We start from the raw sequence: 15,635 nt of genomic DNA, 5'->3' as shown, positions 1-15,635 counted from the left end.
AGGGAGAAACATGAAGCAGAATACCGTGGTGATCGGCCTGACCGGTCAGACCGGAGCCGGAAAATCCACAGTGGGGGAATCACTGCTGCGCCGGGGTGCGGCCTGGGTGGATGCAGATCTCATTGCCCATGATGTGGCGGATAATGAGAAGGTCTGTCTGGCAGATCTGGCACTGGAGTTTACCATCGACATCCTCAATGTGGACGGTACACTCAACCGCAAGAAGCTGGCGGATATTGTCTTTCATGACAAAGCCAAGCTCCGCCGCCTGAATGAGATCATCTTCCCCTATATTATCCGGGCGATTGAAGCCGAGCTTGCCCGTCTGCGGGCAGAAGGGCACCACTATATTGTGCTGGATGCCCCGACCCTGTTCGAGAGCGGCTGCGACCGGTACTGTGATGTCATCATCTCGGTGGTGGCAGATGAACAGCTCCGGCTCCAGCGCATCCTGGGACGGGACGGCCTGACCCATGAGGAGGCCGAAGCCCGTATCCAGGCCCAGCACCGGGAGAGCTATTATGTGCGCCGGTCGGACTTTGTCATTGAAAACAATGATACCGTGGATACCCTCTGCCTGAAGGTGGCGGAAGTGATGAGCCGTATTGAAACCGGTGAGCGTCCCCGTCAGCAGCGGCAGGCTGAGGAGGCACAGCAGGAAGCCCGGCACTGAAATCAAACCATACAGTCAGGAGTGGCACGATGAAGCAAAGAAGAAGCCGGAGAGGGTTTGGCGTTCTTTTCTGGCTGCTTGCGGCAGCCGTGGTCGTGCTTGGGGTCCGTTTTGCCTCGGACCGCTATTACCGCATGGCATATCCGGTGGAGTATCAGGCACTGGTGGAGCAGTACTGTCAGGAATTTTCGGTGGAGCCGGCACTCTGTTATGCCGTGATCCGCACCGAGAGCAGCTTCAATCCGGAGGCGACCTCATCCATAGGCGCCCGGGGACTGATGCAGCTCACCGAGGAGACCTTCGACTGGGTGAAATCCCGTCTGGAGCCCCAGTCGGATACCACCTATGACGCCATGTATGAGCCGGAGAAGAATATTGAGTACGGAACCTATCTGCTCCATGCGCTGACCGAGCAGTTCGGCAGTGTGAACAATGCCCTGTGTGCCTATCACGCGGGGTGGGGAAGCGCCACCAGCTGGCTGGAAAATCCCGAGTATTCCACCGATGGAGAGATACACACAATTCCGTATGCGGATACAGCCCAGTATGTGGAAAAAGTGGGGCGTACCTGTCAAATTTATCGCGAGCTTTATGGTGAATAATCCCCCTTGTCAGTAGGAATTATTCGCGTTATAATGGAACTGGAAAGACGGGAAAACTAGGACCGGGATTTGAGGAAAGTCACGGTTTTTATAATGTGTAAAATGCAAAAGGAGGAGATCCCATGTGCAAGGAAAAAACACCGGGCGAGCTGCTGGCAGAGGAGCTTTTCTACCGCACCAAGAATGCGGGGGAGGAGCTGGATGCCGCTGAACTGGCCCGGGCAGATGCGTTCTGTGAGGAGTACAAGACCTTCCTCGACCATGCAAAAATCGAGCGGGAAGCAGTGCGCACCACCGTGGCAATGCTGGAGAAAGCCGGCTATACTGCCTTTGATCCGGACCGGAGCTATCAGCCCGGCGACCGGATCTACCGGAATGTACGGGGCAAGGCACTGATCCTGGCAACCATCGGTACTGAGGATCTGGAAAAGGGCGTGCGGATGGTGATCAGCCATATCGACTCCCCCCGGCTGGACCTCAAGCCCAATCCGCTCTATGAGGACGGCGGTCTGGCACTCTTCAAGACCCACTACTATGGCGGCGTCAAGAAGTATCAGTGGACTGCCCTGCCGCTGGCTCTGCACGGTACCGTGGTGCGTAAGGACGGCACCGTGCTGGATGTAGTCATCGGTGAGGACGCCGGCGATCCGGTGTTCTGTGTAACAGATCTGCTGCCCCATCTGGCAAAGGATCAGATGACCAAGACCCTCTCTGAGGGCATCAAGGGTGAGCAGCTCAATGTGGTAGTGGGTTCCCGTCCCTATCCGGACGAGAAGGTCAAGGAGAAGATCAAGCTCAATATCCTCAGCCTGCTGCATGAGAAGTATGGCCTGGTAGAGGGCGACTTCCTCTCGGCAGAACTCACCATGGTTCCGGCCGGCGCGGCACGGGATGTGGGCTTTGACCGCAGCATGATCGGTTCCTACGGTCATGACGACAAGGTATGTGCCTATACCTCTCTGCGGGCGGCAATGGATGTGGCTGCCCCTGCCTTCACTTCGGTGACAGTATTCGCTGACAAGGAGGAGATCGGTTCGGACGGCAATACCGGTCTCAACTCCGATTTCCTGAAGATCTTTGTGGAAGATCTGTGTGCGGCCCAGGGCGCGGAAAGCCGCCGGACCCTCACCAATTCCACCTGTATGTCGGCGGATGTGAATGCGGCCTTCGATCCTACCTTCCCGGAGGTAGCCGAAAAGCGCAATACCGCTTACCTCAACCATGGCGTAGTCATCACCAAGTACACCGGCGCCCGCGGCAAGAGCGGCACCAATGATGCGTCGGCAGAGTTCATGCACTATGTACGGGATCTGCTGGACCGCACCGGTGTGATCTGGCAGACCGGTGAGCTGGGTGCCGTGGACCAGGGCGGCGGCGGTACCGTAGCGATGTTTGTAGCCCACATGAATGTGGAGGTTGTGGATGTCGGCGTGCCGGTGCTGTCGATGCACGCACCGTTCGAGCTGGTTTCCAAGACCGACGTTTATATGACCTACCGGGCCTTTGTGGAATTCCTCAAGGCGTGACCCATCAGTCCCTTCTGGAAGATACAGTATATTGAATCGGAAAGGAAGAGTTGATTTTTATGCTGATTAAAGTTCTGCTTCTGCTATGCGGCGTGATGGCCATTACAGGCGTGATCCAGTACATTTATTACTCGGTGAATATGCAGGCCGGTGCCAACCGCTTCGCATTTACGCTGGGATTTACGGTTCTGCTGGCTGTACCTCTGATTTATCATCTGATGATGGGCGATGCCGCTCAGCTGACTCCCTTTAAGCTGATCCTGATGGCATATATCCCAGTCACCTTCTTCTGGATACGCTTGGAGTTCCTGCGCAGGTCTCAGGCGGTCCATGACGATGAGGAACTGCTCTGATTCCTGAATACCCGTTCTGACAACGCCCTTCTGCCCGGAGCACATGGACAGAGGGGCATTTTTCTGGAAAAGCGGCGTAAATCGCTGATGGATCAGGGAAAAATCAGACCGGATCTGTTTCAGGGCAAAAAAAGAGGCAATGTCAGGAAATTTTCAGCTTGACATTGCCTTTTTGGCGTTATATAATATTATACTGTATCAGAATGGACAGCTATGTCTTTTACGAGAAATAGTATACCACATAGCTTCCAAAAAATCAATATGTTATCGCAAAAACCACAGAAATTTCCCGAAAATTTTTGTGGTATTTGACCAACCGTAAATGGATGAATGGAGTGATTATGCCTATGGTGAATGTAAAACCTGTAAAACTGGGCAAAAATGTCCGGATGAGTTTTTCCAGGATAGGCGAAGTTCTCGAGATGCCCAATCTGATTGAAGTTCAGAAGAACTCCTATCAGTGGTTTCTTGACGAGGGCCTGAAGGAAGTATTCCACGATGTTTCTCCCATTACAGATTACCAGGGCAACCTTGTGCTGGATTTCATTGACTATCATCTCGATGATCAGCCCAAGTACAGCATTGCGGAATGCAAGGAACGCGATACCACTTATGCGGCTCCGCTGCGGGTGCGGGCCAGCCTGCTCAACCGGGAAACCGGCGAAGTAAAGGAGCAGGACATCTATATGGGCGATTTCCCGCTGATGACTGACAGCGGTACCTTTGTAATCAATGGTGCTGAGCGTGTCATTGTATCTCAGCTGGTTCGTTCGCCGGGTGTATACTATTCTTCTTCCCGTGACAAGACCGGTAAGGAACTGTTTGCCGCCACTGTTATCCCCAACCGTGGTGCATGGCTGGAATACGAAACCGACTCCAATGATGTGTTCTATGTCCGCATCGACAAGAACCGCAAGCTGCCCATCACCACCTTTATCCGTGCGCTGGGTATCGGTACCGATGAGGAGATCCTGGGTCTGTTCGGCAATGATCCCACCCTGCGTGCCACCATTGAGAAGGATACTGCCAAGAGCGTAGAGGACGGCCTGCTGGAAGTATACCGCAAGCTGCGTCCCGGTGAGCCGCCGACGGTGGAGAGTGCCCAGACCCATCTGGACAACCTGTTCTTCGACCCCAGACGGTACGATATGTCCCGGGTAGGCCGCTATAAGTATAATAAGAAGCTGGCAATCGGCCTGCGCCTGGCTGGTCAGACACTGGCTCAGCCGGTGATCGATCCCATGACCGGTGAGATCCTGGCAGAGGCAGGCGAGACCCTGACCCGTGAAAAGGCTGGTCAGATCGAGCGTGCCGGTGTAGCGGAAGCGTACATCACCATCCACGATGAGCCGGTGAAGATCATGTCCAACGGCATGGTGGACATCGCTGACTTCGTGAACTTTGACTGCGAGGAATACGGCATCAATGAGAAGGTCCGCTTCTCGGTGCTGCGTGAGATCCTCGAGCAGAATGAGGATGAGGAGAGCCTGCGGGAAGCTATCCGCACCCGTCGGGACGACCTGATCCCCAAGCACATCATCATTGACGATATCTTTGCCACTATCAACTATATGTGCGGCCTGCTCCAGGGCGTCGGCACCATGGACGATATCGACCACCTGGGCAACCGCCGTATCCGTTCGGTTGGTGAGCTGCTGCAGAACCAGTTCCGCATCGGCTTCTCCCGTATGGAGCGTGTGATCCGGGAGCGTATGGCTACCCAGACCCAGGATATGGATGTCATCACACCTCAGGCGCTGATCAACATCCGTCCGGTTGTGGCTTCCATCAAGGAGTTCTTCGGCTCCTCGCCGCTGTCCCAGTTCATGGACCAGACCAACCCCCTGGCAGAACTGACCCATAAGCGTCGTCTGTCTGCCCTGGGCCCCGGCGGTCTGTCCCGTGACCGTGCCGGATTCGAGGTTCGAGATGTACACTACACCCACTATGGACGCATGTGTCCCATTGAGACTCCTGAAGGCCCGAACATCGGTCTGATTTCCTACCTGGCATCCTTTGCCCGCATCAACCAGTATGGCTTCATCGAGGCTCCCTACCGCCGTGTGGACAAGGCCACCGGCAAGGTGCTGGACGAAGTTGTCTACATGACTGCTGATGTGGAAGATGAGTATGTGGTTGCGCAGGCCAACGAACCCCTCACCGAGGAAGGCACCTTCGCCAACGAGCGTGTTGCCTGCCGTTACCGTGATGTGGTTATGGAAGCGGACCGCAGCCGTGTGGACTTCATGGACGTATCGCCGAAGATGGTACTGTCGGTAGCGACCGCCATGATCCCCTTCCTGGAGAACGATGACGCGAACCGTGCGCTGATGGGCGCGAACATGCAGCGTCAGGCTGTGCCGCTGCTCAAGACCGAGGGCCCGATTGTCGGCACCGGTATGGAGTACAAGGCCGCTGTGGATTCCGGCGTTACTGTTCTGGCGAAGCATGACGGCGTAGTCAAGAGCGTCAGCGCCGATGAAGTGGTCATCGAGACCACCGAGGGCAAGACCGAGAACTATGAGCTGATCAAGTTCCTGCGTTCCAACGCCGGCACCTGCATCAACCAGCGCCCCATTGTCAATGTGGGTGAGACCGTGACCAAGGGTCAGGTTATCGCTGATGGTCCTGCCACCGCCAACGGTGAAATCGCCCTGGGCAAGAACATGCTCATCGGCTTCACCACCTGGGAAGGCTACAACTACGAGGACGCCGTTCTCATCAACGAGCGTCTGGTCAAGGAAGATATTTACACCTCGATCCACATCGAGGAATATGAGATCGAAGCCAGAGACACCAAGCTCGGACCGGAGGAGATCACCCGGGATATTCCCAACGTGGGTGAAGATGTCCTCAAGGAACTGGACGAGCGCGGTATTATCCGTGTGGGCGCCGAAGTGCGTGCCGGCGATATTCTGGTGGGCAAGGTAACCCCCAAGGGCGAAACCGAGCTCAATGCCGAGGAGCGTCTGCTCCGGGCCATCTTCGGTGAAAAGGCACGGGAAGTGCGTGATACCTCGCTGCGTGTTCCCCATGGTGAGTACGGCATCATCGTGGATGTCAAGGTATTCACCCGGGAAAACAGCGATGAACTGGCACCCGGCGTCAACATGGTGGTACGCTGCTACATCGCTCAGAAGCGTAAGCTGCAGGTGGGCGATAAGATGGCGGGCCGTCATGGTAACAAGGGTGTAGTATCCCGCATCATGCCGCAGGAGGATATGCCCTATCTGCCTGATGGACGTCCGCTGGACATCTGTCTGAACCCCCTGGGCGTACCGTCCCGAATGAACATCGGTCAGGTACTGGAAGTGCATCTGGGCCGTGCCGCTGCCGCTCTGGGCTGGAAGGTTATGACTCCGGTATTTGATGGCGCCAACGAGCAGGATATCCGTGATGCCCTTGCCGAGGCCGGTCTGGACCCGGATGGCAAGACCGTTCTGTATGACGGACGCACCGGTGAACCCTTCGATAACCGTGTAACCGTTGGTTATATGTATTACCTCAAGCTGCATCATCTGGTAGACGATAAGATCCATGCCCGTTCCACCGGTCCGTACTCGCTGGTTACCCAGCAGCCTCTGGGTGGTAAGGCACAGTTCGGCGGCCAGAGATTCGGTGAGATGGAAGTTTGGGCCCTGGAAGCCTATGGTGCTGCCTACACCCTGCAGGAGATCCTGACTGTGAAGTCGGACGATGTAGTGGGCCGTGTCAAGACCTTCGAGGCCATTGTAAAGGGCAAGAATGTGCCCAAGCCCGGTATTCCCGAGTCCTTCAAGGTGCTCATCAAGGAGCTGCAGTCGCTGGCTCTGGATGTGCGCGTGCTGGATAAGGAGGGCAACGAGATCGACCTCAAGCAGTCCTTCGACGACGATGACGATGTGGGTCTGACCATTGCAGACGACATCGATCTGGGTGAGAAGGGAGTCGAGGTGGAGAGCGAACTCAGCGATGGGTTTGACGTATCCACCCCCGATCTGGACGATGATGATACCGATGCAGGGGATCTGTTCGCCAGCTTCGGCATGGATCTGGATGATCTCTCCGACGACGACAACTTCTAAGGAGGCAGATATATGGAATTCAATGTATTCGATTCGATCAAGATTGGTCTTGCCTCTCCTGATCAGATCCGGGAATGGTCCTACGGCGAAGTAAAGAAGCCGGAGACCATCAACTACCGTACCCTCAAGCCGGAGCGGGACGGCCTGTTCTGTGAGCGGATCTTCGGACCCACCAAGGACTGGGAGTGCTACTGCGGCAAGTACAAGCGCATCCGTTACAAGGGCAAGGTCTGCGAACGCTGCGGCGTTGAAGTAACCCGTGCCAAGGTGCGCCGGGAACGTATGGGCCACATTGAGCTGGCTGCACCCGTATCCCATATCTGGTACTTCAAGGGTACTTCCTCCCGTATGGGCCTTCTGCTCAACATGTCCCCGAGACTGCTGGAAAAGGTGCTCTACTTTGCCTCCTATGTAGTCATTGATCCGGGCAATACCAATCTGAAGAAGTACGCGCTCCTCTCCGAGAAGGAGTATATGGATATGCGCGAGGCCTATGAAGATGAGTTCGACGCCGGTATGGGCGCCGAGGCCATCAAGAAGCTGCTGGCTGAGCTGGATCTGGATGCTCTCTCCAAGGAGATCAAGGACGAGCTCGCCACTGCCACCGGTCAGAAGCGTGCCAAGCTGCTCAAGCGTCTGGAAGTGGTAGAGGCCTTCCGCATTTCGGGCAACAAGCCCGAGTGGATGATCCTGGATGTGGTACCGGTTATCCCTCCGGATATCCGTCCCATGGTTCAGCTGGACGGCGGACGCTTCGCCACCAGTGACCTGAACGATCTGTACCGCCGGGTTATCAACCGCAACAACCGTCTGAAGAAGCTGCTGGAACTGGGCGCACCGGACATCATCGTCCGCAATGAGAAACGCATGCTCCAGGAAGCTGTGGACGCCCTGATCGACAACGGCCGCCGTGGTCGTCCGGTTACCGGCCCCAACAACCGTCCCCTCAAGAGCCTTTCGGATATGCTCAAGGGTAAGCAGGGCCGCTTCCGTCAGAACCTGCTGGGTAAGCGTGTTGACTACTCCGGTCGTTCGGTAATCGTAGTCGGCCCCGAGCTGAAGATGTATCAGTGCGGTCTGCCCAAGGAGATGGCTCTGGAGCTGTTCAAGCCCTTCGTTATGAAGCGCCTGGTAGACCAGAAGGTTGCCACCAACATCAAGAACGCCCGCAAGATGGTGGAGCGTGCCACCGTCAAGGAAGTATGGGACGCTCTGGAAGTTGTCATCAAGTCCCATCCCGTTATGCTCAACCGTGCGCCTACCCTGCACCGTCTGGGTATCCAGGCCTTCGAGCCCGTACTGGTTGAGGGTCGTGCCATCAAGCTGCATCCGCTGGTATGTACCGCATTCAACGCAGACTTCGATGGTGACCAGATGGCGGTGCATGTACCGCTGTCTGCCGAGGCTCAGGCAGAAGCCCGCTTCCTGATGCTGGCTGCCAATAACCTGCTCAAGCCTTCGGATGGCCGTCCTGTAACCGTTCCCACCCAGGACATGGTACTGGGTTCCTACTATCTGACCATGGTCCGTGAGAATGAGCCCGGCGCCGGCAAGGTATTCCGTGATACTGCCGAAGCCCTGATGGCTTACGATGCCAAGGTGGTGGGCCTGCATGCTCCCATCAAGGTGCGTGTCACCAAAGAGATCGGCGGCAAGAAGGTATCCCGGATCATCGACGCCACAGTGGGCCGTCTGATCTTCAACGATCCCATTCCGCAGGATCTGGGCTATGTGGACCGCAGCGATTCCGACAAGCAGTTTGATCTGGAAATCTCCTTCCTGGTCAAGAAGAAGCAGCTCGGAAACATCATCGACCGCTGCATCCGTGTGCATGGCACAGCCCGTACCGCCGAGGTGCTGGACCGCATCAAGGCACAGGGTCTCAAGTACTCCACCCGCAGCGGCCTGACCGTTGCCGTAGTGGATGCGGTTATCCCGCCTGAGAAGGCCGACATCATTGCCGAGGCCGACAAGAAGGTACTGGATATCCGCCGTCAGTATGACCGTGGTTTCATCTCGGACGATGTCCGTTATGAGCGTGTTGTAAAGACCTGGAACGAAGCCACCCAGAAGGTGCGTGACGCCCTCCAGGAGACCTTCAAGGGCGACAACCCCATCTATATGATGGCGGACTCCGGAGCCCGAGGCTCCATGGACCAGATCCGTCAGCTGGCTGGTATGCGTGGTCTGATCGCGAACACCTCCGGTCGTTCCATCGAAATCCCCATCAAGTCCAACTACCGTGAAGGTCTGAATATTCTGGAGTACTTCAACTCCTCCCGAGGCGCCCGTAAGGGTCTGGCGGATACCGCGCTGCGTACCGCTGACTCGGGTTATCTGACCCGTCGTCTGGTCGATGTATCGCAGGATGTTATCATCCGCATGAAGGACTGCGGCACCCATGAGGGTATCATGGTACAGTCCATCATGGATAACGGTCGTGTCATCGAGGATCTCAGCGAGCGTCTGTTCGGTCGTTACCTGGCAGATGACATCTATCATCCCGAGACCGGCGAACTGCTGGTATCCCGTGACAAGATGATGGACGAGAACGATGCCAAGAAGATTATTGACGCCGGTTACACCGAGGTCAAGATCCGTACCCCGCTGAACTGCGAGGCCAAGAACGGCGTCTGCATGAAGTGCTACGGCGCCAACCTGGCAAACGGTCAGCCGGTATCCATCGGTGAAGCCGTAGGTATCGTGGCAGCCCAGTCCATCGGTGAGCCCGGTACCCAGCTGACCATGAGAACCTTCCACACCGGCGGTGTTGTAACCGCAGCTGATATTACCCAGGGTCTTCCCCGAGTTGAAGAGCTGTTCGAAGCCCGCCGTCCCAAGAACGCTGCCATCATCTCCCATGAGGATGGTATCGTATCCTTCGAGAAGGACGCCAAGGGCGGCGACAATGTGGTTGTCACCAATCCCAAGACCGGCGAACGCTTCGAGAAGCTGGTGGTATACGGTTCGACCCTGAAGGTTTCCGAGGGCGACTACATCACCAAGGGTACCCCGATCACCGAAGGCTCGGTAGAGCCCGGCGAGATCCTGCAGGTGCTGGGCGGTCTGGCTGTACAGGAATACCTCATCAGCGAAGTGCAGAAGGTATACCGTACCCAGGGTGTTGATATCAACGATAAGCACATTGAGGTTATCGTGCGTCAGATGATGCGCAAGGTGAAGGTAGACGATCAGGGTGACACCGAGATGTTCACCGGCGAGATCGTGGATAAGAGCGAGTTCCTGGCTGCCAACGAAAAGATCGCTGAGCTCAATGCTCAGGACGGCGGCGACCGGAGAATGGCTACTTCCACACCGGTGCTGCTGGGTATTACCAAGGCATCGCTGGCTACTGAGTCGTTCATGTCGGCGGCTTCCTTCCAGGAAACCACCCGTGTCCTCACCGAAGCAGCCATCAAGGGCAAGGTCGATCCGCTGGTCGGCCTGAAGGAGAATGTCATCATCGGTAAGCTGATCCCGGCCGGTACCGGTCTGGTGGAGTACACCGAGATCTACGATGAAACTCCTCACACCCATGCTTCCGAAGAATCTGCCGAGCCTGTGGCTCCGGCTGGCGAATAATCGCCTGATTCTCCGGCAAAAATAACTGCATCACAGCCGGTCTGTATCAAACAGACCGGCTGTTTTGATGACAGTTGTCCGCCGGTTCGGGATCATAGGGAAGTGTGCTATGAAAAATCTCTATTTTACACAAATTTTAGGTGAATTTCCTGTTGACAAGCCTGTATCACACTTGATATAATTGGTATTCGGATGGTGCCTTCGGGCCCGTCTGTCTGTATGGGCAAAATTTGTTTGTACAGGAAGAAAAAAAGGAAATTTGAAGTAAGGAGGTGCAATATGCCAACCTTTAACCAGCTGGTTCACAAGGGCCGTCAGACTCTTGAGAAGAAGTCCACAGCGCCTGCTCTGCAGAGAGGATGGAACGCACAGAAGAGAATCGCTACAAACCAGAGCTCTCCTCAGAAGAGAGGCGTTTGTACAGCAATCCGTACTCAGACCCCCAAGAAGCCGAACTCGGCTCTCCGTAAGGTAGCAAGAGTGCGTCTCTCGAACGGTATGGAGGTTTCTTCCTACATTCCGGGCGAGGGCCACAACCTGCAGGAGCACAGCGTCGTGCTGATCCGCGGCGGTCGTGTTAAGGACCTTCCCGGTGTGCGTTACCACATCATCCGTGGTACCCTGGATACTCAGGGTGTTGCCAACCGTATGCAGGCCCGTTCCAAGTACGGTGCCAAGCGTCCCAAGAAGAACGCCGGCAAGAAGTAAGCATTAAAAACTAAAGGTTCGCTATTGTATCGTTCGATATAGATTCCAAAGGAAAAATATTTCGACCGATTCTTAGCTGACGGGAGTTTTTAGACTAACGAGTACCAATGATATCATTATGTGAAGGAGGGAAGCGAAGTGCCAAGAAGAGGTCAAGTTGCTAAGCGCGATGTACTGGTAGATCCCCTGTACAATTCCAAGCTCGTTACCCGTCTGGTAAACAGCGTTATGCTGGACGGTAAGAAGGGTGTCGCTCAGAAGATTGTTTACGGCGCATTCGACATTATCCGCGAAAAGACAGGTGAGGAGCCTCTGGATGTTTTCGAGAAGGCTCTGGAGAACATCATGCCCGTACTGGAAGTTAAGGCCCGCCGTGTAGGTGGTGCTACTTACCAGGTTCCCATGGAAGTACGTCCCGAGAGACGTCAGACCCTGGGTCTGCGCTGGCTGACAACTTATGCAAGAGCCCGCGGTGAGCGCACCATGCAGGAAAAGCTGGCTGGTGAGATCATCGATGCCACCAACAATATGGGCGGCGCTTGCAAGAAGCGTGAAGATACCCATAAGATGGCAGAAGCCAACAAGGCATTTGCTCATTACAGATGGTAAATCTTTAATGTTTGTGCCGCTGCTCTGTGCGGCGGCATGAATATCGTTTTTTATTCAGGGAAAGCAAAGAGTAAGGAGGACAGTATGCCGAGAGACGTTTCACTGGAAATGACCAGAAACATTGGCATCATGGCCCATATCGATGCTGGTAAGACCACCACAACCGAGCGTATCCTGTTCTATACAGGTATTAACCATAAGCTGGGTGAGGTTCACGATGGCGGCGCCACCATGGACTGGATGGTTCAGGAGCAGGAGAGAGGTATCACCATTACCTCCGCTGCCACCACAGCATACTGGAAGGGCCATCGTATCAACATTATTGATACCCCCGGACACGTTGACTTTACAGTAGAAGTAGAGCGCTCCCTGCGAGTGCTGGACGGCTCTGTAACAGTTCTCAGCGCCAAGGGCGGTGTTGAGCCTCAGACCGAAACTGTATGGCGTCAGGCCAACAAGTATATGGTCCCCAGAATGGCTTATGTTAATAAGATGGATATCATGGGTGCAGACTTCTACCATGTAATTGACATGATGAAGACCCGTCTGCACTGCAACCCGGTTGCCATTCAGCTGCCCATCGGTGCTGAACAGTTCTTCAAGGGTCTGGTGGATCTGGTTGAGATGAAGGCCTATATCTACAATGATGATCTGGGCAAGGATATTTCGGTAATCGAGATTCCGGATGATCTGAAGGAGAAGGCTGAGGAATATCATCAGAAGCTGATCGAGGCTGCTGCTGAGCAGGACGAGGAAATTATGATGAAGTACCTGGACGGCGAGGAGCTCTCCATTGAGGAGATCAAGGCTTGCCTGCGCAAGGGTACCATCAATAACAGCATCGTTCCCGTTACCTGCGGTACTTCTTACCGCAACAAGGGTATCCAGAAGCTGCTGGATGCCATTGTGGACTATATGCCCGCTCCTGTGGATGTACCCCACATCAAGGGCGTGAACCCCGAAACCGGCGAAGAGGAGGAGCGTCCCTCCACCGATAACGCCCCGTTCGCGGCTCTCGCTTTCAAGATTGCTACCGACCCCTATGTAGGTAAGCTCGGCTTCTTCCGTGTTTACTCCGGTAAGGTAGATGCCGGTACCACCGTTTACAACTCCAACAAGGATGACAACGAGCGTATCGGCCGTATTCTGCAGATGCACGCCAACCACCGTAAGGATATCGATACCTGCTATGCTGGTGATATCGCTGCGGCTGTCGGCCTGAAGAATACCACCACAGGTAACACCCTGTGTGATCCCAAGCATCCGATCATTCTCGAGTCGATGGAGTTCCCGGAGCCTGTAATCCGTGTAGCCATCGAGCCCAAGACCAAGGCTGGTCAGGAGAAGATGGCAATCGCTCTGGCGAAGCTCGCTGAAGAGGACCCCACCTTCAAGACCTACACCGATGAGGAAACCGGTCAGACCATTATCGCTGGTATGGGTGAGCTGCATCTGGAAATCATCGTTGACCGTCTGCTGCGTGAATTCAAGGTAGAGGCCAATGTTGGTAAGCCTCAGGTATCCTATAAGGAGACCATCCGCAAGATGGCTGATGTGGATAACAAGTACTCCCGTCAGTCCGGTGGTAAGGGCCAGTACGGTCACGTTAAGATCAAGGTTGAGCCCAACGAGAGCGGTAAGGGTTACGAATTCATCAATGCCATCGTCGGCGGTGCGATTCCCAAGGAATACATTCCCGCAGTTGACGACGGTATCAAGGGCGCTATGCAGGCCGGTGTACTGGCTGGTTATCCGGTAGTAGACTGCAAGGTTACCCTGTATGATGGTTCTTACCACGAAGTTGACTCCTCTGAAATGGCATTTAAGATCGCTGGTTCTATGGCTTTCAAGGAGGCTATGCGCAAGGCTGATCCGGTCATTCTGGAGCCCATCATGGAAGTAACTGTAAACACCCCCGAGGAGTACATGGGCGACGTTATCGGCGACCTGAACTCCCGTCGTGGTCAGATCAGAGGTATGGAGGCCGTATTCGGCGCTCAGGAGATCCGCGCTCTGGTTCCTCTGTCTGAGATGTTTGGTTACTCCACCGATCTGCGAAGCAAGACTCAGGGCCGCGGCAACTACACCATGGAGCCTCACAGCTATGTGGAAGTGCCCAAGAACATTGCGGACAAGATTATCAGCGAGCGTACAAAGAACAACTAAAAAATCTGCGTATCTGCTTGCTTTTTCCACGGTTTATTGCTACAATAAATCTGTGGCAGCAAACGATGTTTGTGATTTCATAATCCTATAATTTAAGGGAGGACATTTAAATGGCTAAGGCACATTTTGAAAGAACCAAGCCCCATGTTAACATTGGTACCATCGGTCACGTTGACCATGGTAAGACCACTCTGACCGCTGCAATCACCAAGACTCTGGGTCTGCAGGGCAAGGCTGAGTTCATGGATTACAACATGATCGATAAGGCTCCCGAGGAGAGAGAGCGTGGTATTACTATCAACACCGCTCACGTTGAGTACGAGACTGAGAAGCGTCACTATGCTCACGTTGACTGCCCCGGACATGCTGACTATGTAAAGAACATGATCACCGGTGCTGCTCAGATGGATGGCGCTATCCTGGTTGTATCTGCTGCTGACGGCCCCATGCCTCAGACCAGAGAGCACATCCTGCTGGCCCGTCAGGTAGGCGTTCCCTACATCGTTGTATTCCTGAACAAGGCTGACCAGGTTGACGATCCCGAGCTGATCGAGCTGGTAGAGATGGAAGTTCGCGACCTGCTGAGCTCCTATGACTTCCCCGGCGACGACACTCCGATCATCGTTGGTTCTGCTCTGGCTGCTCTGGAAGCTCCCAACGACATCACCGATCCCGCTTACAAGCCGATCCTGGATCTGATGGCTGCTGTTGACGAGTACATTCCTACTCCTGCCCGTAACGACGAGCTGCCCTTCCTGATGCCCGTTGAGGATATCTTCACCATTACTGGTCGTGGTACCGTTGCTACCGGTCGTGTAGAGCGTGGCCGTCTGAACACTGGCGATGAAGTAGAGCTGGTTGGTCTGAAGGAAGAGATTTCCAAGACCGTTGTAACCGGTATCGAAATGTTCCGTAAGATTCTGGACTACGCTGAGGCTGGTGATAACATCGGTGCTCTGCTGCGTGGTGTTCAGAGAACTGACATCGAGCGTGGTCAGGTTCTGTGTAAGCCCGGCTCCATCAAGCCCCACACCAAGTTCCGTGGTCAGGTTTACGTTCTGAAGCAGTCCGAGGGTGGTCGTCATACTCCCTTCTTCAACAACTATCGTCCACAGTTCTACTTCAGAACTACCGACGTTACCGGCGTTATCTCTCTGCCCGAGGGCGTAGAGATGTGCATGCCTGGCGATAACGTTGAGATGGATGTTGAGCTGATCTCCCCCATCGCTATCGAGACCGGTCTGCGTTTCGCTATTCGTGAAGGCGGCCGTACCGTTGGTTCTGGCGTAGTTATCGCTATCAACGAATAATCTCGGCTTATTGCCATTAAAAATCTGATCTGATTTTCTCCG

Annotated in this window: 10 protein-coding genes; all 10 read left to right on the top strand. The window is 54.8% G+C overall.

Annotated elements, in window-relative coordinates:
- Positions 1-10: 10 nt before the first annotated feature.
- The 10 genes from coaE to tuf all read left to right on the top strand — a co-directional run bounded on the left by coaE (position 11) and on the right by tuf (position 15,593).
- The gene (coaE, locus tag H9X81_RS00725) at positions 11-673 is read left to right on the top strand and encodes a dephospho-CoA kinase (RefSeq protein WP_191391732.1); all 663 of its coding nucleotides are present in this window, start codon (positions 11-13) and stop codon (positions 671-673) included.
- Positions 674-702: 29 nt separating this feature from the next.
- Positions 703-1,275 (top strand): lytic transglycosylase domain-containing protein, encoded by a 573-nt coding sequence (locus tag H9X81_RS00720; RefSeq protein WP_204719229.1) that lies wholly within the window; start codon positions 703-705, stop codon positions 1,273-1,275.
- A 122-nt stretch (positions 1,276-1,397) separates the two neighbouring features.
- Positions 1,398-2,801: an aminopeptidase gene (locus H9X81_RS00715; RefSeq protein WP_204719228.1), complete on the top strand. Its 1,404-nt coding sequence runs from the start codon at positions 1,398-1,400 to the stop codon at positions 2,799-2,801.
- A gap of 59 nt (positions 2,802-2,860) precedes the next feature.
- Complete coding sequence (locus tag H9X81_RS00710) at positions 2,861-3,154, top strand: hypothetical protein (RefSeq protein WP_204719227.1); 294 nt, start codon at positions 2,861-2,863, stop codon at positions 3,152-3,154.
- 347 nt (positions 3,155-3,501) lie between these two features.
- On the top strand, positions 3,502-7,218 hold the full coding sequence (gene rpoB, locus H9X81_RS00705) for a DNA-directed RNA polymerase subunit beta (RefSeq protein WP_204719226.1): 3,717 nt from the start codon (positions 3,502-3,504) through the stop codon (positions 7,216-7,218).
- 12 nt (positions 7,219-7,230) lie between these two features.
- Positions 7,231-10,800, top strand: coding sequence for a DNA-directed RNA polymerase subunit beta' (gene rpoC, locus H9X81_RS00700; protein ID WP_204719225.1), 3,570 nt, complete (start codon positions 7,231-7,233; stop codon positions 10,798-10,800).
- Positions 10,801-11,079: 279 nt separating this feature from the next.
- Positions 11,080-11,508 (top strand): 30S ribosomal protein S12, encoded by a 429-nt coding sequence (gene rpsL, locus H9X81_RS00695; RefSeq protein WP_191391726.1) that lies wholly within the window; start codon positions 11,080-11,082, stop codon positions 11,506-11,508.
- 138 nt (positions 11,509-11,646) lie between these two features.
- Positions 11,647-12,117: a 30S ribosomal protein S7 gene (gene rpsG, locus H9X81_RS00690; RefSeq protein ID WP_191391725.1), complete on the top strand. Its 471-nt coding sequence runs from the start codon at positions 11,647-11,649 to the stop codon at positions 12,115-12,117.
- An 84-nt stretch (positions 12,118-12,201) separates the two neighbouring features.
- The gene (gene fusA / locus H9X81_RS00685) at positions 12,202-14,283 is read left to right on the top strand and encodes an elongation factor G (protein WP_204719224.1); all 2,082 of its coding nucleotides are present in this window, start codon (positions 12,202-12,204) and stop codon (positions 14,281-14,283) included.
- 110 nt (positions 14,284-14,393) lie between these two features.
- Positions 14,394-15,593: an elongation factor Tu gene (tuf, locus tag H9X81_RS00680; RefSeq protein ID WP_204719223.1), complete on the top strand. Its 1,200-nt coding sequence runs from the start codon at positions 14,394-14,396 to the stop codon at positions 15,591-15,593.
- Positions 15,594-15,635 lie beyond the last annotated feature (42 nt).

The sequence above is a fragment of the Hydrogenoanaerobacterium saccharovorans genome (assembly GCF_016901815.1).
In the GTDB taxonomy this organism is placed as follows: domain Bacteria; phylum Bacillota; class Clostridia; order Oscillospirales; family Ruminococcaceae; genus Avimicrobium; species Avimicrobium caecorum.
The sequence above is the reverse complement of the archived record's forward strand: the minus strand, read 5'-3'. Positions and strand labels throughout refer to the sequence as shown.